The following is a 20273-nucleotide window of genomic DNA, read 5'->3' as shown; positions in this document are numbered from 1 at the left end:
GCACTATACACCATAGTACGGAAGATTCATATATTCCACAACCATAATTTTCTTTCTCCAGCCTGCCTTCTGCTGGCTATGCTGTCCAATGGGCCGGTCGAGACAGCCTTCCCGGCAGTTGAGTATGCGAATCTCCCTTCGCTGCGTTAATCTGTACCTGAGTCAGAAAAATACTGTCTCTCAAATCCGCGCCGCGAATATCTGCATCGCGCAAGTCCGCTCCGATGAGGTCGGCTGCGCGCAAATTCGCATGCTGCAAGTCAGCCGCGATCAGATAGGCTCCTCTTAAATCTGCCCCTCTGAGATCAGCTGCTTTTAATTTCGCACCCATGAGATCGGCTCCGCGGTAATTCTTCCGTCTCTCCTTCGAATTTGCCTGCAGATTGCAGCGTACGTCCATCCATACCAACTCGCTCGTTTGCAATAACAGCCTATTTACATTTGCGCGATGTGCGTGAACATCCACCTTCAGAATTTCATCTGCACGGAGCTCTGTCAGACGTACTGTCTCCTCCACCATCATATTAAGCTCTTGACGAATGGAACGCGCTGCCTCTAGCACAAGTCCTTCATGTAAATACCACAGCATTTCGTGGAGCTGATGCATAATCGGAAAGACGTTATACATGGTTTTCGCTCTCTCCGAGCTTTCTCGCCAATCAATGCCCTCAAACGTAATCTGCGACACTTTCTGTCCTGCACCGAAGCACTCGAACACGGTGCACCCTTTACATCCTCGTGCCCGCAAATTCGCGTGAATTCCGCATCGATAGTCAGCTTGCAAGTTCGAGCAGGGTACTCCCGCATCCTTGCTCATCGCAAAATCAGCCGAAAAAGAAAATGGGAGCGCAACACAACAAAGCCCGAAGCAATTCTCGCAATCCGCCCGCAGGTCGGCCCAATGTATATTCTTACGTACATGAGAGTGATCTCGGTTTTCCTCTAGCAAGTAGAGCACCTCCGATGTGCTAATAATCTGAGACGATTATAACGGATGTGCTTGGTACTTTCTAGCAAAATGATAATGGTGTCATTTCTACATTACCGTCAAGTTCGTTCATTACTCCACTGCCCTCAATATTGCATGATGGCTACGCCCGCGGCTTGAGACAAACTGTCTTGTGTAATATCCAGCTCTTTATAGCTTCTAACCTGCTGATCGGATGCTGCGAGAAATTTATCTACCTTATCAAAAATCAGAAATCCTAGCGGACGGAGCGCCTTCGTACGGTAATGCATCGGAATGGTTATCGTTGCCCGCAATTGACGCATCAGTTGAGCCGCTTCATCTCCGTTAATGGTCATCCTTCCGCCTACCGGAGCCATAAGAACGTCTACCTTGCCGATTGCTTGGCTTTGCTCTTCAGACAATAGATGACCCAGATCCCCACAATGACAGATAGTCAGGCCATCGACTTGAATGCGGAATACAATATTATCACCCTTTTTCGCACCGTTCACTTTATCATGAAAGGTCTTAAAGCCGCTGATCAGCACCTCACCGTCACCATAGGTGTATTCCTTCGGCTCATTCACAAGCAAGTAATCGCCAACCGCTACCTGAATCTGATTATGATCGCGATGTTCATGCGTAACCAGAACAATATCCGCTTCTACCTCAGGCATTCGATAACGAAGCAGACGTCCGTATGGATCAATCAAAATCCTTGTTCCTGCCTGCGAAGTCAATAAAAAAGCCGATTGCCCGAACCATTTGATTCGCATAAACATACCACCTTTCATATATAAAAAATGCTGCCCGAACAAATGCCCATCTGTCGTATCCAACATACGATCACATTGGAGCTCTGCTTCATGCAAGGAAGTATAAATGCTGATCCATGTTGCATTGCTGATGAACACAATCTGCTTTATCTATAAGATATTTCTTTGCCCTGTCAAAATCAATTGATTTCCCGTATTCGATCCCCTCCATTGCCTGATCACGCTATATATATGCGTGTCTTCCCTTCGGCGAAAACCGAATGAACATCTCATCTTCCTTTTCCTGCTAGGTGTGATAAGCTAAGTACGAAGTAAAAAATGTTATCCTAGCGTGCAAATGATTAGCCCTCCAACTCTTCAAACGTGTCCAAGGCTGCAAGACGGGTTGCTAGTCTCTATGCAAGTACATGACCCAATATAGTTAGCAATAAAAAAGTAACTTCCTCATAGGCACTGTTCTACAAAAGAGAGCTATCAACTAGTAGATAAGGGATCAACGTACTGGGAGGATCAACATGACCAAGCAAACCAAAATTCGCACGGCATTACTTATTGCAATACTCGTTCTGATCTTAGCAGCTTTATTCATGTATGGGTCTACACAGCAGGAAGAACCAGCCGCCATTTCAAGTGCTGCTCAAGACGATATAAAAGAGGCAGCTTCTGTACCATCGACCAAGAAATTAGAAGATTGGGCGCAACAATATAAAGATATAAAACTAATAGACGCTCACAATCATAGCGCATCAAATCGGGCATACGATTGGAAGCTAGAGATGATGTGGGATAAATACGGCGTGGATCGTATCGTACTATTTGGAAATGTTTCCGAACCAGGTGCTATCGGAACAGATAAAATCGCATGGAAGGCCTATCAGCAGTATCCTGAACGGTTCATCCCTTTCGCCTCAGGCATTCATTTATTAGAGCCATCTGGCTTGAAGGCGGCAAAAGATTATTTAGAGCAGGGCTTTTTCGGATTAGGAGAGCTTGCGATCGCATCTACATACTCGGAAGCACTCGCACATTCCATATGGAAGACAGAGCATCCAATGGATGGTATTTTGCCTGACCTCTATGCATTATGTGCCGAGTACAAGGCCCCTATATTGATGCATATTGATCCTCCTCAAGGCATCCCGCTGCTGAAACTGGAGGAAGCGGCCAAGAAATACCCAGATACTATATTTATCTTTGGGCATGCAAATGCCTACAATTCTCCCGAAAATATACGCTCACTGCTAAGCGAACACCCGAATGTCTACGCGGATTTTTTCGCAGGCTTTACGGCATTTAACCCGTCCAGTGCCTATAAGCTGGAGGATTTCGTTCCTATCATCAAGGAGTTTCCGGATCGCTTTTTGCTAAGCACAGATTCAGGTTACGGCCTCACGAGCGAAGAAAACGCAATTCAAGCCATGTACATGCTGCTTAACGCATTAGATGATCCGGTGTTGGCAAAAAAGATCGCTTCAGGCAATATCGAACAGCTCATCAGTGAACAGCCGGCTACACATTCTCAGCTTGCCGCAATTCGGCAACTGGAAAATAAGACAGGCAAGAAATACGACATTACGAATCTATCCAAAGAAGATGCCAGCAAGCTATTGCTCGAAGCAGGTCAACCGTTACCAGGCACTGAAGATGAGTAGACGATTTTGAGCATTCCTTTGCTCCCGTACCCCCGTGACGGCAGGTAAGGGAGCATCCATTATTCTCAGATAAATCAAACTTTAGCCATGAATCATAGTCTGATATAGTACCACAATAAAAAACTGCATCCCCTTCGATGGATACCATCTAAAAAGGGGAGATGCAGTTTTTTTACAATAGTATTTAGAAATGAGTATTCATACTCTTTTCTATCTATGCCCCAATTTCCTTACGATTTGTCTGCTGCTCGGTCACCTGTCGTTGCTGCAGTAAGAACATGGCAAGTCCAATCAAAATGAGTGCAATACCAATGCCTTGCTGTACCGTAATAACCTCATCCAAAATGAAATAAGCAAGGATGCACGTCCCGACCGTCTCTCCGAGTATACTCATAGAAATGACTGACGTACTGAGCCATTTCAACAGCCAATTGAATAACGTCTGACCTAAAATCGTTGCGATGAAGGCGAGTCCAATAAAGGACCACCATGTGTTCGTGGAATAATCGAAGAAGGATGCTTGCTGACTTAAAGAAAAGAGACTTAACAAGAGCGCACTGCTAGCATAGCCGATAATGGAATAAGGAACGAGCGACAACTGTTTGCGAACATGCTGGCCAACAAAGAAGTAAGCCGTAATGACTCCTGCCGCAATAAAAGCAAGAATATCGCCGAACAGCGCCTGCCCGCTAATCTGGAAGTCCTGCCACCCGATGACGAAGCTGCCTGCAATCGCTACGATACAACCGAGTATGGCCCCCATACGGAAGCGTTCTTTAAACAAAAAGTAGCCTCCCGCCATGGAAAAGAGCGGCTGCAAGGTCACGATCACCGTTGAGCTTGCGACTGACGTGTAATTCAATGACTCAAACCAGAGCACATAGTGCGTGGCTAGAAATAAGCCTGACAGCAGTCCATACCCCCATTGCTTCTTCGACAATGAACGTATTTCTCGCATGCTCTCTTTGTCCGCGAGAAGAAACGGCAGCAGCATAACCGCTGCAAAAAGCATCCGATAAAACGCCGTAATGCCAGCCGGCGCATCTGCTAACTTCACGAAGATAGCTGAAGTCGATAATGCCAACACCCCGAGAAATAAAGTCGCATAAGACATAAGCGGTGATTTCAATACTGCTCCCCCTAAACAATGTGTTAATCAACTATACAGCGTTCGTTACCATATACACATGTAAGTATAATTAGAAAGGCACACAAAAAATAGTAGGGAATGCAAGCCTATTGAAGGCCGCTCATTCGGTAAAATGTTACGTTCCAAAGATTTTTATATTTTATAGATAAATATTTATATATAATACTTTACTCATGAAGTGATATCATTTACAATGACTACACCAACATTAACCAAAAAGGTGGTCATTACATGCTGCTGCGTCACAAAGCCTTCAGGCAATTATTTGCCGGAAGAGTCCTGAGCGTTTTTGCGGACTCCATACTCTTTTTCTCGCTACTCAAATGGATTGAAATCAAGTCGAGCGGAACAGAATCCTTTACGTTTTTCTATGTGGCATACTATCTCCCTATTGTGCTGCTAGCCCTGCCTGCTGGAGCCTGGATATCCGGAAAAACGCTGCAGCATGTGATGGTATGGTCAAATGTCGTCCGCATGAGCGGTATGATCCTGTTCTTTTTACTCTCAAACATGATCCCGATGCCGTGGGTATATGCGCTCCTAATTGCAGAAAGCATTGTCGGTTTATTTTTCATGCCAGCCAGTCAGTCTCTCCTCCCTCAAATCGTTAGCGAAAAAGAACGTCCATCAGCGAATAGCTGGCTTCAGATGGGCTATACGGTCGTCAAAATAACAGGTCAGATCTTTACCGCCTTTATGCTCAAAAACGGATCTTCGCCTGCTTCGTTGCTGCTGTTTTCAGCCTTTCTTCTCCTATGTTCGCTGATGTGCATTATGCGTATGAAGCCAAAGGTGAAACAGGAAATGCCGGAACGCCGTGGCCAATGGACTTTGATGAAAGAAGGTGTCCTTTATATTGCTCGTCACCGCCAGCTCGGCACGTTGTTTGTTTTTTTGACGATTGCCATGTTCATTGCTTCCTCAGTGGATTTGATTCTGCTCTCCTTTTTAAGGGATGTGCTTGGTTCAGGCGTTGAAAATCTAAGTTTTATCGGAACAGCTTCCCTTTCCGGCATGATCGTGGGTGCGGCTCTCGTTCCAAAATGGTATAAAAAGATAGAGAGAAAATGGCTGATAGTCCCTCCATTTTTCACCCTTTGTATCAGCATCGGCAGCTTATATGCAATCCAAAATTGGCTGGTGATATTGCCCCTCTTTTTCGTGCAGGGAATTGCACTAGGATGCTTTAACATTACATTTGTGACCTACGTTCAGGATATTGTGGAGAAGGATAACTACACTCGCGTTTTCAGCATGTACCATATGATTTCAACCAGTGCGGCTCTGCCAGGTATATTGCTGACCGGAGTGTTGCTTTCGATATGGGGAGTAACAACGACGGTTCTCGTGATCAGCGGAATGTTGCTTGTACTCGGAATTGCCGGAATTTTGGCTATACCATCTCTTGGTAAAGGAAACTCCGCAGAGCAAACGAATATTGAAACAGTGGCGGTTTAATATATGAAAATGACAGAAAGGAAGTAGAAACGATGTCGTTGAAGTTTGGAATTTTGGGCTTTCTTAGTAAATGGGAAGCGACTGGTTATGATCTCAAAAAGGAATTTGATGATTTTATGAGCATCTTTTGGCATTCACATTTATCACAAATCTATCCTGAACTTGGACGTTTGGAACGGGAGGATTACATTACAAGCCGCATGCAGCCGCAGACGGGCAAACCCGACAAAAAGATCTACGCCATCACGGAGAAAGGCAAGCAGGAGCTGATCTCCTGGCTGCTTTCGCCTCCGGAAACGCCGAAGCTTAAGGACTCCTTTCTGATGCAAGTCTTCTTTATGGACAACATTCCCGCAGAGGAGGTTATTTTCCAGCTAAAGGCCTATCAAAAGGAGCGGGAACAGCGGCTAGCCAAGATGAAACGCATTCTTCATGAGCGCTGGGAAAGCATCCGAGAGCGTAATGTCATGAATTCACGGATTTTAATGAGCTCATCGGTCATAAGAAGAGGTTTGGAACAAGAAATCCATTATATAAGCTGGTGTAAAGACACGATCGAACTAGTGGAGTCCTGTTCCGCACTTTGGTCGCAGGATATCGACAAATCAGATTTGCCTGATGAAGCCTATATTCGATTTTCGGACGTCGAACCTTTATTCAAGAAGTATTATGGCAATTTAATAAAAGATTAACACATAGATAATTATTTTCCGTTATCTGGTTAATCAACAGGCGTGACCTAAATGAAAAATCCCGATGAATAAATCATTCATCGGGAAAACGAGTCGACATTTTGATGTTGCGATCAGTTTCTTTTATAAACTTCTAAAATATAATCATAAAATCTGCTGGAATTGTTCTCTACTCGAATAAAATATTCCTGATCCTTTATCAACTTTTCAGAAAATTTCAATTCGTTGCGCGAGTCCACTTCTCCGCTCGTGATTTTCTTTCTATTGGCATCATACAGGGTCACTTCGGCTCCCTCAACAGGAAGCTCAATGTTAGCAGCGCCAAAGTCAAATGTATAGAATGTAGTCTCAGGAGCCTTAAACTTAAAATAGTCGTAATCGTCATCGCGGGATGCTTTACCATTGATCATGGTATGTGTTTTTAGAGGAAACTCATTAGCACGCTTAAACGTATCGTTATTTTCAATCTCATTAAAAAAATCAATTGCTGCAAACGCTGGCGTGGATAGGCCAGCTACCATAGTAAGCCCCAAAATACCTGCTATGATCTGTTTTTTCATCAATTAATGACCTCCTAAAATAGTTTGAAGCGCAAGGAATCTGAGGTGTCGTTCTATCTATCATTTTACGATTCAAATATGCTGCCTACTAGGGTAGCGATATGACATGATTCAATGAATAAATTTACTTTTTTATGAAATGAGTAGACTCAAACAAAACAAAGAATATGTAAGCCCGAAGCTCGTCATGAGACGAAATCGACCGGCAAATGCCGAGCTCCGGATCCACCTAGTTATATCAATGCAATAGCGAGTAATGTGAATAAGCTTAAGGTTATGATATCGTTATTAACGAAAGGAAAAAAGCCTGATGTTCTTACAGCTCCATAATTCGCTTCGGGACGCAAATAGACATTTTGATAATCTACCTTAACAACCGTCCCTCGGTATTCTTGGCGATCCATTGTCAGGATACGAACTTTTTTGTTCATACAGTACAAGCAATTCTGATAGGCTTCCAATTTTGTTCCCCTCCTCCCTATTCACCATATGACACAAATCCAGTTGGGACACGGCGAATATACATCGTAGCGAGGGGATTTTATCTACCTAGCTGCCTCTCCTTACCATTTTTAATCCATGAACAAAGTCATTGCCCCTTCATTTTCTTCTTAAAGCTCATCACCGCGATAGAAAAAATGAAGACCGCATAGCCTGCTACCCAAATAAAAGGGACAACTAGCTTGCTGTATTCGCCAGCCAACGCATATCGTGCAGCATCTACTGCATGAGCGAACGGCAATACATAGGCGATTGACTGGAATGCACCCCCGATCATATCCAGTGCAAACCATGTTCCGCTAAGCCATGCGGATAGATTAACGAAAATCGCAAATATCCCTCCAACTTGCTTGTCTGTGAAAGTTGTCCCCAGCAGCAGTCCAAACCCAATATACAGAAGCGCCATCATCAAGAGCAGAATAATAGCTACCAGCACATTCAAATGTATGGAAAGTCCTAAGAAAAAGGCTGTAAGCAAGCACACAGCAATTTGCAGAGCCGCAATTGGCAATAAGGGAAGCGCATATCCGATGATATAATCGGATGCCGACATGGGCGAAGCGAAGATCCGCATCAGAAATGAGCTGCTTCTATCCTTCCCGACCAGCATTCCTGAGAATAACGTAATGAATGAAAAGCCAAAAACGATCACACCTGGCGTTATATTCTCGATTTGAAATAGAGCAACGGGCATGTTCTTCTGCATGAGTGAAAAAAGACAGATCATGATAACCGGAAGCCCCATTCCAAATAGAAGGGTCAATGGATCTCGTAAAACTTCCTTACGATTGCGTGAAGCAAATGCGAAGTATTTCATAATCAGGCCTCCTATTCCGTTAATGCGAGGAATATTTCTTCTAGCGAAGATTTCCCGGTTTTTCTTTTTAACTCCTCGACTGTTCCGAGCGCATGCAAGGTACCGCTGTGCATAATACCAACTCGATCCGCAAGCGCCTCTACCTCTTCTAAATAGTGCGTCGTTACGATAATCGTGATCTTGCCTTTCAACTCCAGTAAAATCCCCCATAAATCACGTCTAGCTCGAATATCGAGCCCTAACGTCGGCTCATCCAAGAAGATGATTTTCGGATTGGAAATGAGTGCCATCGCAATGCTTAGTCGGCGCTGAAGCCCGCCTGATAGTGTCTTGGCTTTGCTTCTCGCCCGATCTGTAAGCCCGAACCTATCCATCAAATCCATCGATTTATGTTTGGCCTCTCGCTGGTTATATCCATAAATGCTCGCAATGAATTCTAGATTCTCCTTCACCGTAAGATTCGGGGCGACTGCCGTTTCCTGCGGCGAAAGGTTTATGTTCTGCTTTACAGCCGTCGGATTGGTGACAATACTATCGCCTGCCATCCATGCATCGCCGCTCGTAGGGGGAAGCAGGCAGCTTAGCATTTTAATCGTGGTCGTCTTTCCGGCACCATTTTGACCAAGCAATGCAAAGAATTCTCCCTGTTCAATCGTCAGCGATAGATTGTCGACAGCCTTGCGCCCTGTATAAGTTTGGGATAGGTTCTTGACTACAATGCTCATCTATTCCTCGCCTCCCTCTTCGAATCGCTTCAACTGAATCGCAGCATTAATCTGTTTGATGTCATTCTTCGATATGACGTATTGCGTTACCCAAGTAATGATATAGGTGCCTAGAAAGCTGAGCAGGAACATAAGCACATTACGGGACGTCTGCGGCATCCACAGCAGAATAACGACCGGAATCCATACAGCTGCCGTGATGCAAAAATGAATGAAATACTGCTTCAATAGTCCCCACTTCGCCACATCGAACACGAGTGAGCTAGTTGCGAAGGTAATCCCTATTATTCCGGTCAGCAGATTCTGCAGAATAACGGCGGTCGTTCCATTATGGAAGTATGATCGAAATTGTTCGACAACCGGCATATATTCCCCCTGACCTACGGAGAACGAAATAATGATCTGAACGATTTGTCCAATGATTACGCCGATAATGAAGCCACCGGCAACTCGATTAAGTAGATTTTTCACGATGATTCACCTCATATACCGAATAGTTTCTTGATTTTTGCAACATAGCGCCGAGAAGCATAGGTTTTCACATTTCCAGTGAGTGACACACCAATCGTTCCCGTCATGCTAATATCCATGTTTCGAATCATCTTGATGTTCACGATCTCCGAATTCGAAATGCGGACGAAGCACTGGCTGTCGAGCTTCTCTTCCAATTCATAGAGTCTGGAACGAACGGTGTAGATACCAGCGACCGTTTGAAGGAACACCTTCTGTTTCTCCGCGTAAATTCGGATAATATGCTTGCAATCGACGATTTCAACACCGCGATCTGAAAATACAGGCAAGGAATCCATATAAGTCTCTGACAGCCGCTTCATGATTTCTGATATTTCATCCGTCATTTTATCGGTTAGGATGATGATCTTCGGCTCTGTACAAGATGGATCAATCGATACTTCGAATTTCACGTCATCTCATCCCCTTCTCTCGGTTTTAACTATAGGAAGATTCTCCCCTGCTGTAAATGAATTCACGATAGATGGTCGAATTCGGATGATAACTGGTTGTAAATGAAACTTTGGACAAAAAAATACACGGAGTGCGATCCTCCGTGTGCTCTGATTTCGTATCGATTTGTCCATGCTTCTTCTAGTACTATTGTCTGGCGGTCGTGGCAGTCATATTGTTCAACTTCTCAATCGTTGCTATCTTGATACATAGGCATACGATCGTGATTGCCAGTTCAAGCTCTTGTATGGTTGGGGAATGAAGGCGCAATTCGAAACTCTGTCATTTTTTCATGTGAATATTCCCTAGTTTTGAAGCAGATCTAATGCTATAATTTAGGTGTTTTACGTCAAATGATTCGCTTTTAAATGGGAAGGAGTGAGTACCTGATGAAAAAGAGAGCTTTGAAAAACCTATCCTCCGGTATCGGGTATTCTACTGCTGTTTTCTTCTAGAATTCAATGTGACGGGATAAGTCTGTCCATTTTGAAGGAAATAACCGAAACCATTTAAAAGGAGATATTACTTATGACACAAATCAATCCTATCGTTTCCAGATATAATCCTGAATCAATTGCCAAGCCGGTTGGACACTACAGCCATGTAACCAAAATTAGCAGAGATGCGGAACTGTATGTTTTTTCTGGTCAAATTGGAATCGATCCAAACAATCACATTCCAACTGACTTCAACGAACAAGTAACGAACACGATGAGCAACATTGTTGCCCTCCTTGCTTCTCAGAAGCTGACGCCTGATCATGTCGTGAAAGTGAATATTTGGGCGACGGAAGAAATCGACTGGGATCATTTCGATGCGGAGTGGAATAATGTATTCGGCGCTCCCTCTCCTTCCATGACGATTGCCTATGTTGCTGGATTAGGTCTTCCTGAATTGAAAATTGAATTGGATGTATGGGCCGCAGGCTGATAAACTGTTCTCAGTTCCTATATGAAAATCCCCCCTCATTGAGGAGGGATTTTCTTTATTATAGTAAGATGGATCGTTCTCATACAGATTGCCTTTAATATAATTAACCTCGCGCTCATGAGGATTACAGAAGAGTACGAGCTGCATATGGATCACGAGCTGTATCTGCCGTTCTACTGGGTTTGATTTATTAGCATACCGGATTCGTAACCCTTTACGACAGCACCAATGCGCGTCTTAACTCCAAGCTTATCAATAATAGATGCAATGTGATATTCAACGGTTCGCTTGCTCATCGTTAGAATAACAGCGATCTCTTGATTGCTCTTTTCTTGAGCAATTAGTTTAAGCACTTCCCTCTCCATAGCGGACAATTGATCTTGCTTTAGACCGCTTAGAACTTTCTCCGGTATTAGGATATGGCCTAATACACTTTGTCTAATCGCATTAATGATTTCCTGGTAAGTGGCCTGTTTGGATAAATAAGCATGGACTCCAATATCATACGCTTTTTGGTAGAACTCCTCATAAGTGTAGCCGGACAACATAATAATTTTCATAGCTAGCCCGAATTTCTCTTTGCATAGCTTTGCCACTTCGAAGCCATCCATATGCGGCATTGAAATATCCATAACGAATACACTTGGCTTTAAATGGTCCAGCTCTTGAATACCTTCGCGCGGATCCGTGAAAGTTCCGACTACATGAAGATCATTCTCCTCGTTTATTCGGTTCTTTAATCCTTCCATGACTAAAGGATGGTCATCCAGCAGCATCACTTTAATTTTATCCAACATGGCAATGATCCTCCATTACTGGCACACAAATATGAACATCTACGCCTGTCCCTATTGAAGAATGAATATTCATTACACCGCCCAAATAAGTGACCTGATGATGAATGGATACAAGACCAAAGTGACGTTGATCAGAGCTATGTCGGCCCAGTTCCGCGACGTCAAATCCTGCTCCATTATCCTGCACCCTACATTGAAGTACACGCCCAGTATTCCAAATCGCTAGGACTACCCTTGAAGCATTGGCATGTTTGACTGCGTTCGTAAGCAATTCCCGGATGATTCTGAAAATATTGGTTTTCACTAACGGTTGCAGCACCAGATCGGGCGAAAGCTTGTATTGAAATTCGATTTCAAGCTCCGCTCTCTCCTTCGTTGAACGAATCAGCCATTGCACAGCGTCCTTTAAATCGGTTTTATCAACAATATGCGGATGAAGGCGGTCACATAACAGGCGAATCTCACTCTGTGAGTCATAGATACAATGAAGCCAGAGCTTCACTTTCTGTTTATTGATCACTTTGGAGTCATACAGCTCTTCTAAATCACGGGAAAGAAAAATGAGGTTTTGCAAGATTTGATCATGTAAAAAGTAAGAGGTCTGTATTCGCTCGGATTCTTGTGCCTCCAATATTACATAATTCATCTTGTTGTTAGGATTGGCTGCCTCTTTGGTATCATCACCATCTTGAACTTTTACCGATAGATAGTTTTTTTGCATGTTGGAGAGTAATTGGGCATTCCTTAACAGCCGAAACACTTCCATATGTATTTTTTCTAAAAACTGAAGTTCCTCTGCCGAGAAAAACGTATCATTGCTCTTATGCCCAAGGCATAAATAATCCTTCTCCCCTACACGTAACACTTCACTAAAACGATATTTTTGCCTTAAATCCAGCTCGCTACAATCCTCCATGATTAACTGTTCTTCCAGCTCTTCGAAAACACCTACGCAATAGGCATGTTGTTGAACGCCGTCTCTCCATATGACACAGATGCCTTCTACGTCGATTACTTCTTGGATCATCTCCACCAGCATCATCATTAAATCACGGTTATTCTTCTTCTCCGTAAGTTGAATCGAGAGTTTAAGTTTTTCTTTCTCTAGCCATAGCTTTCTACCGTTCACTTTGTCGTTAGCCCATTTCAAAGCCCACTGATAGCTTCCTGTATAGGCGAATAAGAAAAAAATAAAAATCATAGGTGACCACTTAAATGAAATCGAGCATAAATAAACAAAGAACAGTCCGGCAACAAACAACGTATGGATAGATAGCCGGGAAATATAAAGTTGCATATCAACCATTCTCTGTTTAATCAAAATGTACATAATCGTGGAGGAGAAAGGGATAAGCCCAATCATCGCATATTCTGGTGCTAACATGTACCGTAATCCCACTACATTCGGGATCGCATATAAAAATAAAAAGGGGAGAAAGCTGAGAGAAATTCCAGTGACAAGGATCAACAAATAGTTCTTTCTTATTCGATCAAAACGACTCCAATGAAGTCTCCCCAAAACTAATATAATCCCAATAACAATCATAAATTGAATAAGTGTAATATCCCTGATCCAATCGGGAATTCTGCCAATCGTGATGGTGAATGAGGCATAAAGGGTAAAAACAACGAGCACAGCTTTAGCGCAGGTAAATAAACTTTGCACCACAGGTCTTACCTTTGTAAAAATCAATTGAAGGAACATGTCGAGCATCATGTAAGGAATCCAGATCGAGCATGCGGCCAAGATTACATTCGCTATGATCAATTCAGTCGCATAAATCGTCAAAATGATGAACGCCAACACAATATTCATTTTGAAAAAATCGCGTATCAGATGTGATTCAGGCTTCCTGAAGTAAGTAAAGCTTCCGATTCCGACGAGTATCCATTCAACTCCAATCGCAAAGATCTGTTTAAAAAAATCCCGCTGATCCACCTTGCCTTGTATTTCTGTGCCGTGATGGAGGAACGTATACGTCTTCACTTGTTTCATATCGATATTCTTGCTGTGTTGCCAATCGGTTAATCTCTTTCCATCCAAGGCTATGAGCTCGTCGCCTGGTTCGATTCCTATTTCTTCTGCTTTCCCGCCAGGATCAATCCCTGTCACGAACCATTTTTCATTCTTATTCTCCAATTTAACGCCTATATATGGGTATTCAAAAGACTGCCAATGAATATAGAATGCAGCGAATAAAAAAAGAAACAAAGATAGATATACGAAATACTGATGTTTGCCCCTTACATTTTTCATTACATTCACCTTGGTTGACATTTAATATTAGTAATATTAGTCGTGTAGCATAGATTCTTTACTCATTTTACACTCCAACTAGTTTAAAAGTAATGATACCCCAAATCGTATTCACAAAAAGATGAAGCAAAATGGCACCATAAATATTTTTCCGGAGTTTGACTAATATCTCTTCGGGAATAAATATAGATAGAGGAATGAACGCCCAGTTCTGCGGTGCTTGCCACATATGATAAATTTGAAATAACACTGCAATAATTAACCAATCAAACTTAAGCGAGCCCACTTTTCTGAGCAAGTAACCACGAAAATAGATTTCTTCTCCCACAAAATTCCCGAACACCCCAATCACCAACAAGTACCACGGAAAATCATAATAACCTTGCTGCCAAATATGCCACTCTCCCATGTGGAAATACGGGAGGCTATTTAAATATTCATGTAAAGGCGGAAAAATGAACCTCATATAGGGAAGGGAGATCAATGTAAATAGAATCACAATTACTGGAAACACAATAATAAGACCTTTTAGATCCAGTCTTGTAAAGCCTAAATATCGAAGGGATTCTGTAAAGGAGAGCTTATCAGCATATCGTAACATTGCAAATGGAAAAAATACATGCCAGACCGATGCCATAATAGCCAAGATGAAAAACTGCGTGTTGTGGCTAGATAAACCCGTCAATTCCATAAACGGCTCACGGAAAAAATAGATAAGAATATAAGTCAGCACCCCTGGAATGAGAGCAAGCATTAAATAGAATGTAATTTGCTTCTTCCCTTTTGCTTCATATTTTCGCAGAAAATCAACATAGTCTGGATCCTGTAAATTAAAGAAGTTTTTCAGCCTCTGATAAAATACCGTCATCTGTATTCACTCCAATCTATTGAACTTCAATGCTTTTTAAAAATATCATGAAGCCATAGATTGGCGAATCTGTATGTAGCGCATGATTTGCATGCGACGACGCAAATATTTTTGCGTGATCTCGCAAATAATGAGGCTCCTGTCTTATATTCCATTCAACTTCATGTCAGGCAGCGAAATGGAAATAAAAAAGATACTGCCTCGCTTTTGCGTCAGGCAGCATCCATCTTGTAGACGATTTTTTAGGTAATTTGTAGATATGGAAGGTCGGCAATTATAGTATTACGGTCGCTTCACCATACCGCGCCCCGAATAGGCTGCCTTCATTTCCGGTTAATCACGGAAGGCAGCTTCTTCCGCTACACGCAGATGAGGAATGCAAGTATTCATCGCACACCTCCTCCTTGCACTACTTGCGTCTTCAGGGTACGATTCCACACGACCTGCGTTCCGTTCTTGATTACACCGAATGTATGATTAATGCCGAAATGATATGGCAAGTAAGCTAGGTTAGGCGCATCAAAAATGGTCAAGTCCGCCCGCTTGCCGACTTCGATAGAGCCGATGTCTGCTGCGCGTCTGATCGCAGCAGCTGCATTCAACGTGCATGCTGTCAAAATCTCTTCAGGCTGCATTTTCAGATTCAAGGATGCCAGCATGATGATGAGTTGGATCGATTCCGTCGGGCATGATCCCGGATTGTAGTCGGTCGAGAGAGCGACAGGCAGCTGGAACTTGTCGATCATATCGCGGGCGCGGGCATGCTGGGACAGACCAAGATTGAAGGTCGTTCCCGGAAGCAAGACCGGAATCACGTTACCTGCGGCCAGACTGGACAATCCTTGATCAGTCGTCATCACCAAATGCTCGGCTGAGATCGCTCCTACCTCTTGGGCCAACTCAGAGCCGCCTAAGGCTACAATTTCATCCGCATGAATTTTCGGAATGAGCCCATGGTGTCTGCCCTCCATCAAGATAACGCGGGATTGCTCCACGTCAAATACGCCTTCTTCGCAGAAGATGTCGCAAAATTCCGCTAATCCTTCTGCTGCTACGGCCGGGAGCATTTCCTCAATGATTACGGCCACGAATTCCTCTGTCCGTCCTTTATACTCTTCGGGTACAGCGTGTGCACCCATAAAGGTAGAGACGATGTCCACCGGATGCGTATCATGAAGTCGACGCGAGACACGCAACTGCTTCAGTTCTGTCTCCAGGTTCAGGCCATAGCCGCTCTTCGCCTCGATCGTCGTCACCCCTTGGAGCAGCATTTCATTTAGGCTTCGATAAGCCTTGTCGTATAGCTCTTGCTCGCTCCATTGCCGAGTCGATTTGACCGTGCTTAGAATTCCGCCACCCTTCGCCAGAATATCAAGATAGGGCACTCCTGAGCGCTTCATTGCTAACTCGTGCTCACGGGAGCCGCCATGAACGAGATGCGTATGCGGATCGACTAACCCAGGCGTCACGATGCGGCCTCCGGCGTCAATCATCTCGCGAATAGCTGCTCCTGCCAAGGCAGCCATCACTTCATCCTTCTGTCCAACCAATACGATCTTTCCTTTATTTATTGCGACAGCTGCATCCTTAATTTCCCGAATCTGTCCCATCTCATCCCCATATCTGGGCCCATTACCTTCGGGGGTGTATAAGCATCCGATACCTGTTAGAAGCAAATCAATCTGTTCCAATGAAAGAAACCTCCCTCGTTGCGTATTTAGGTAGGGCAATATTCCGTTGGTACTTCGCCGTAATATCGGCAATTTCCCGTGCTGTCAGGACTGCGGGCATTGCAATGTTGATTCCGTGCTCTGCTCTCAGGACTGCTGACGCATTGGAATACAGATTCCATGCTGCTCCGCGGTTGCAACCGCTTCGTCATATCCTGCGTCTACGTGGCGGATGACCCCCATCCCCGGATCGGTCGTCAAGACGCAGCGCAGGCGTTCCGCAGCTTCATCCGTGCCGTCGGCAACGACGACCATACCGGCATGCAAGGAATATCCCATGCCAACGCCGCCGCCATGATGAACAGATACCCATGAGGCTCCCGCCGATGTATTAATAAGTGCATTCAAGATTGCCCAGTCTCCTACAGCGTCGGAGCCGTCCTTCATCCCCTCCGTCTCGCGGTTCGGGGAAGCAACGGAGCCGCAGTCGAGATGATCGCGGCCAATAACGATCGGAGCGCTTAGCTCGCCTGACTTCACCATCTCATTAATCGCCAAGCCGAACTTGGCGCGATCTCCATATCCGAGCCAGCAAATACGGGCCGGAAGGCCTTGGAAGGACACCCTCTCTTGAGCCATCGCAATCCAGCGGCGCAAATGATCATTATCCGGGAACAGCTTCAATACGAGTTCATCTGTCTTGCGAATATCTTCCGGATCGCCCGATAAGGCGGCCCAGCGGAATGGCCCTTTGCCCTCGCAAAAGAGCGGACGAATATAAGCCGGAACAAAGCCTGGAAATGCGAACGCGTCTTGCACACCTTGATCGAATGCCACTTGGCGAATGTTGTTGCCGTAATCGAATACAACAGATCCGAGCTTCTGCAAGTCCAACATCGCCTGCACGTGAACCGCCATACTGGCCTTCGCCAGCTCGATATAATGCTTCGGATCGCGGACACGAAGAGCAGCCGCTTCCTCCAAGCTGTATCCAGCTGGGATGTAACCGTTGAGCGGATCATGAGCAGAAGTCTGGTCGGTTACGAAGTCGGGCTTGATGCCGCGGCGCACAAATTCAGGGAACAGCTCGGCCGCATTGCCGAGCAGTCCGATCGATAACGCCCTCTGCTCATTGATTGCTTGCTGTGCGAGTTCCAATGCTTCATCTAGGGTCTCGGCCAATACATCACAGTAACGCGTTTCAATTCGGCGTTCAATCCGAGAACGATCTGCCTCGACTGCAATCACAACGCCATCGTTCATCGTCACAGCAAGAGGCTGGGCACCACCCATGCCGCCAAGACCGGCCGTTAATGTAAGCGTGCCGCTAAGCGATCCTCCTGCATGCTGACGAGCAGCTTCCGCGAACGTTTCATATGTGCCTTGGAGAATGCCTTGCGTCCCAATATAAATCCAGCTTCCCGCAGTCATCTGGCCATACATCATCAGCCCTTTGCGTTCGAGCTCGCGGAAGTGATCCCAGTTCGCCCAATTCGGTACGAGCACAGAATTTGACAAGAGTACGCGGGGTGCCCGCTCATGCGTGCGGAATACACCGACCGGCTTGCCGGATTGAATAAGCAGCGTCTCATCGCTCTCCAGCCGCTGCAGTTCACGGACAATGGCCTCGTAGGAAGGCCAGTTGCGTGCCGCCTTGCCTATCCCGCCATAGACCACCAAGTCTTCCGGTCGTTCCGCCACTTCTGGATCCAAATTGTTCATCAGCATGCGCATGGCTGCTTCCTGTACCCATCCTTTACATGTCAGTTCGTTACCGCGCGGTGCACGAATGCTTCTCTTTACCTGATTCATCTTGTTACGCCTCCTTTTCATATGAAACCTGATGTTCTCTTCTTGAAGTCGACTTAATATAATCGGCCTGCTACTTCCTCTACGGCATGAAGGAACTCCCCTCTGCTAAGCGCAGATGCAACGGCTTCAATCTCCTTGCTTAAAGAGCGATCCGTTGTTACCGGCGGTACAAGCTTGCGCACCGAATCGAAGAGCGCACGCGTCGAAGGAGCCAGCTTCTCTACGCCTCGGAACTCGGCGGCTTCTGCCGCACAGATCAGTTCAATGGCCAGAACCTTGGACACATTGTCTACCACTTGTACCGCATGGCGGGCAGCCGTCGTGCCCATCGATACATGATCCTCCTGATTGGCGGAGGAAGGGATCGAATCGACACTCGCCGGATGAGCCAGTACTTTGTTCTCCGAGACGAGCGATGCGCTCACGTACTGCGGAATCATCATGCCAGACGCCATACCAGGCTGATGGCTAAGGAAAGCGGGCAGCCCGCCAGACAATGCCGGATTGACTAGCCGCTCCGTGCGCCGCTCCGCTATATTGGCTAGCTCGCTCATCCCTATTTTCAAGAAATCCATCGCAAACGCCATCGGCTGTCCATGGAAATTCCCGCCCGAGATGACTGTGCCCTGTTCCAAAAACAAGAGCGGATTATCGGTCGCTGCGTTCATCTCCACATTCAACTTATCCTCCACATAAGCAAGCACCTGTCGCGATGCGCCATGAACCTGAGGCAAGCAGCGCAGGGAATAGGCATCCTGCACACGAATGTCGCCTTGCTTCGTCGTCAACTGACTGCCGCTCAGCAGTGTTCTCAGATTGGCAGCGACGCCAATCTGCTCTGGATACGGGCGGACGCGCTGAAGCTCATCCGCGAACGCATCCGTAATCCCAAGCAAGCACTCCACCGTCAGAGCCGCGATCGCATCCGCCGTCTTGGCAAGCCGCAGTGCATGCACATAAGTCAGTGCACCGATTGCTGTCATAATCTGTGTGCCATTGATGAGCGACAGTCCTTCCTTGGCCTGCAGCTGCACGGGCTTCAGACCTGCCGATGCCAATGCAACATGACCGGACATGCGCGTTCCATGATAGACAGCTTCCCCTTCACCCATAAGAACCAGCGCCAAGTGCGACAATGGGGCCAAATCTCCGCTCGCGCCAAGTGATCCTTGCTCAGGGATCACCGGATGAACGCCCCGGTTGAGGCAATCGATGAGCAATTGAAGCGTTTCCAGACGAATGCCGGAGAATCCCTTCGCGAGGGCGTTCGCCCGCAGCAGCATGATCGTGCGCACCGCTGCCTCTGGCAAGGAAGAACCAACGGCACAGGCATGACTCCGAATTAAGTTGGCTTGCAATTCTGCCGAATCCTCCGGCGAAATCATGACATCGCTGAATTTGCCGAATCCAGTCGTAACCCCATATACCACTTTATTCGCATCCACAAATTCCTCGACCATTTCACGGCATCGCATGACGCGCTGTACGGCGTCGGAGGCGAGAACCACTGGAGCGTAACCATAGGCAATCGCAGTCAGTTGACCTAGTGTCAATTGTCCTCCGTCCAGCGTGATTGGCCCCGTATGCTCTTTCTGTTGCAAATGTTTAACTGCCACAACCATCCCTCTCCTTTCTTGCTTTACCAAAAGAAAGAGGCTGTGCGGAAGTCGTTAGCTTCCACACAGCCTCTTGTTCA

General features: G+C 45.6%; 19 protein-coding genes. 4 read left to right on the top strand and 15 right to left on the bottom strand.

Annotated features, from left to right (window positions below):
* Positions 1-76: 76 nt before the first annotated feature.
* Positions 77-949 (bottom strand): pentapeptide repeat-containing protein, encoded by an 873-nt coding sequence (locus ABN764_RS09575; protein ID WP_446671720.1) that lies wholly within the window; start codon positions 947-949, stop codon positions 77-79.
* Positions 950-1074: 125 nt separating this feature from the next.
* The gene (locus ABN764_RS09570; RefSeq protein WP_446671719.1) at positions 1075-1725 is read right to left on the bottom strand and encodes an MBL fold metallo-hydrolase; all 651 of its coding nucleotides are present in this window, start codon (positions 1723-1725) and stop codon (positions 1075-1077) included.
* Between the two features lie 515 nt (positions 1726-2240).
* Between ABN764_RS09570 and ABN764_RS09565 the strand changes: the two genes are divergently transcribed.
* Complete coding sequence (locus tag ABN764_RS09565; protein ID WP_446671718.1) at positions 2241-3377, top strand: amidohydrolase family protein; 1137 nt, start codon at positions 2241-2243, stop codon at positions 3375-3377.
* A 214-nt stretch (positions 3378-3591) separates the two neighbouring features.
* Here ABN764_RS09565 and ABN764_RS09560 read toward each other — a convergent pair whose 3' ends face one another.
* Positions 3592-4506, bottom strand: a complete 915-nt coding sequence (locus ABN764_RS09560) for a DMT family transporter (RefSeq protein ID WP_446671717.1) — start codon at positions 4504-4506, stop codon at positions 3592-3594.
* 252 nt (positions 4507-4758) lie between these two features.
* Here ABN764_RS09560 and ABN764_RS09555 point away from each other — a divergent pair, with 252 nt between their 5' ends.
* Both ABN764_RS09555 and ABN764_RS09550 read left to right on the top strand, forming a co-directional pair.
* Complete coding sequence (locus ABN764_RS09555; RefSeq protein ID WP_268625780.1) at positions 4759-5985, top strand: MFS transporter; 1227 nt, start codon at positions 4759-4761, stop codon at positions 5983-5985.
* A 32-nt stretch (positions 5986-6017) separates the two neighbouring features.
* On the top strand, positions 6018-6677 hold the full coding sequence (locus tag ABN764_RS09550) for a PadR family transcriptional regulator (protein ID WP_268625781.1): 660 nt from the start codon (positions 6018-6020) through the stop codon (positions 6675-6677).
* A 113-nt stretch (positions 6678-6790) separates the two neighbouring features.
* Here the strand turns inward: ABN764_RS09550 and ABN764_RS09545 are convergent, their stop codons facing one another.
* From ABN764_RS09545 to ABN764_RS09520, 6 genes are all read right to left on the bottom strand, one after another.
* A complete protein-coding gene (locus ABN764_RS09545) occupies positions 6791-7237 on the bottom strand; it encodes a hypothetical protein (protein ID WP_021254086.1) in 447 nt (148 codons plus the stop codon).
* A gap of 233 nt (positions 7238-7470) precedes the next feature.
* On the bottom strand, positions 7471-7698 hold the full coding sequence (locus ABN764_RS09540) for a hypothetical protein (protein WP_021254085.1): 228 nt from the start codon (positions 7696-7698) through the stop codon (positions 7471-7473).
* A 128-nt stretch (positions 7699-7826) separates the two neighbouring features.
* Entirely contained in the window at positions 7827-8555 is a 729-nt protein-coding gene (locus ABN764_RS09535; RefSeq protein ID WP_446671716.1) for an ABC transporter permease, read from the bottom strand.
* A gap of 11 nt (positions 8556-8566) precedes the next feature.
* Entirely contained in the window at positions 8567-9280 is a 714-nt protein-coding gene (locus ABN764_RS09530; protein WP_174807650.1) for an ABC transporter ATP-binding protein, read from the bottom strand.
* A complete protein-coding gene (locus ABN764_RS09525; RefSeq protein ID WP_446671715.1) occupies positions 9281-9751 on the bottom strand; it encodes a DUF3021 domain-containing protein in 471 nt (156 codons plus the stop codon).
* Positions 9752-9762: 11 nt separating this feature from the next.
* Positions 9763-10203, bottom strand: coding sequence for a LytTR family DNA-binding domain-containing protein (locus tag ABN764_RS09520; protein WP_446671714.1), 441 nt, complete (start codon positions 10201-10203; stop codon positions 9763-9765).
* Between the two features lie 568 nt (positions 10204-10771).
* Here ABN764_RS09520 and ABN764_RS09515 point away from each other — a divergent pair.
* Positions 10772-11173 carry a RidA family protein gene (locus ABN764_RS09515; RefSeq protein WP_446671713.1) on the top strand — a complete coding sequence of 134 codons (402 nt, stop codon included), beginning with the start codon at positions 10772-10774 and terminating at the stop codon, positions 11171-11173.
* Between the two features lie 173 nt (positions 11174-11346).
* On the opposite strand, the gene ABN764_RS09510 is transcribed toward ABN764_RS09515, so the two are convergent.
* From ABN764_RS09510 to hutH, 6 genes are all read right to left on the bottom strand, one after another.
* On the bottom strand, positions 11347-11970 hold the full coding sequence (locus ABN764_RS09510) for a response regulator transcription factor (RefSeq protein ID WP_446671712.1): 624 nt from the start codon (positions 11968-11970) through the stop codon (positions 11347-11349).
* Positions 11960-14227 carry a sensor histidine kinase gene (locus ABN764_RS09505; protein WP_446671711.1) on the bottom strand — a complete coding sequence of 756 codons (2268 nt, stop codon included), beginning with the start codon at positions 14225-14227 and terminating at the stop codon, positions 11960-11962. The genes ABN764_RS09510 and ABN764_RS09505 overlap by 11 nt, the downstream gene beginning before the upstream one ends.
* Before the next feature lie 67 nt (positions 14228-14294).
* Entirely contained in the window at positions 14295-15095 is an 801-nt protein-coding gene (locus ABN764_RS09500) for a CPBP family intramembrane glutamic endopeptidase (RefSeq protein WP_446671710.1), read from the bottom strand.
* Between the two features lie 386 nt (positions 15096-15481).
* Complete coding sequence (hutI, locus tag ABN764_RS09495) at positions 15482-16786, bottom strand: imidazolonepropionase (protein ID WP_446671709.1); 1305 nt, start codon at positions 16784-16786, stop codon at positions 15482-15484.
* 126 nt (positions 16787-16912) lie between these two features.
* Positions 16913-18577, bottom strand: a complete 1665-nt coding sequence (hutU, locus tag ABN764_RS09490; protein WP_446671708.1) for a urocanate hydratase — start codon at positions 18575-18577, stop codon at positions 16913-16915.
* A 53-nt stretch (positions 18578-18630) separates the two neighbouring features.
* A complete protein-coding gene (gene hutH / locus ABN764_RS09485) occupies positions 18631-20199 on the bottom strand; it encodes a histidine ammonia-lyase (RefSeq protein WP_446671707.1) in 1569 nt (522 codons plus the stop codon).
* Positions 20200-20273: the final 74 nt, after the last annotated feature.

Source organism: Paenibacillus wuxiensis, from assembly GCF_040195695.1.
Classification (GTDB): Bacteria; Bacillota; Bacilli; order Paenibacillales; family Paenibacillaceae; genus Paenibacillus_B; species Paenibacillus_B suaedae.
The sequence above is the reverse complement of the archived record's forward strand: the minus strand, read 5'-3'. Positions and strand labels throughout refer to the sequence as shown.

Excerpts from the sequence above, each read along its gene's own strand:
- ABN764_RS09570 (WP_446671719.1), bottom strand. The coding sequence starts at position 1,725 with ATGCGAATCAAATGGTTCGGGCAATCGGCTTTTTTATTGACTTCGCAG.
- ABN764_RS09565 (WP_446671718.1), top strand. The coding sequence starts at position 2,241 with ATGACCAAGCAAACCAAAATTCGCACGGCATTACTTATTGCAATACTC.
- ABN764_RS09555 (WP_268625780.1), top strand. The coding sequence starts at position 4,759 with ATGCTGCTGCGTCACAAAGCCTTCAGGCAATTATTTGCCGGAAGAGTC.
- ABN764_RS09550 (WP_268625781.1), top strand. The coding sequence starts at position 6,018 with ATGTCGTTGAAGTTTGGAATTTTGGGCTTTCTTAGTAAATGGGAAGCG.
- ABN764_RS09545 (WP_021254086.1), bottom strand. The coding sequence starts at position 7,237 with ATGAAAAAACAGATCATAGCAGGTATTTTGGGGCTTACTATGGTAGCT.
- ABN764_RS09535 (WP_446671716.1), bottom strand. The coding sequence starts at position 8,555 with ATGAAATACTTCGCATTTGCTTCACGCAATCGTAAGGAAGTTTTACGA.
- ABN764_RS09530 (WP_174807650.1), bottom strand. The coding sequence starts at position 9,280 with ATGAGCATTGTAGTCAAGAACCTATCCCAAACTTATACAGGGCGCAAG.
- ABN764_RS09515 (WP_446671713.1), top strand. The coding sequence starts at position 10,772 with ATGACACAAATCAATCCTATCGTTTCCAGATATAATCCTGAATCAATT.
- ABN764_RS09510 (WP_446671712.1), bottom strand. The coding sequence starts at position 11,970 with ATGTTGGATAAAATTAAAGTGATGCTGCTGGATGACCATCCTTTAGTC.
- ABN764_RS09505 (WP_446671711.1), bottom strand. The coding sequence starts at position 14,227 with ATGAAAAATGTAAGGGGCAAACATCAGTATTTCGTATATCTATCTTTG.
- ABN764_RS09500 (WP_446671710.1), bottom strand. The coding sequence starts at position 15,095 with ATGACGGTATTTTATCAGAGGCTGAAAAACTTCTTTAATTTACAGGAT.
- hutU (WP_446671708.1), bottom strand. The coding sequence starts at position 18,577 with ATGAATCAGGTAAAGAGAAGCATTCGTGCACCGCGCGGTAACGAACTG.
- hutH (WP_446671707.1), bottom strand. The coding sequence starts at position 20,199 with ATGGTTGTGGCAGTTAAACATTTGCAACAGAAAGAGCATACGGGGCCA.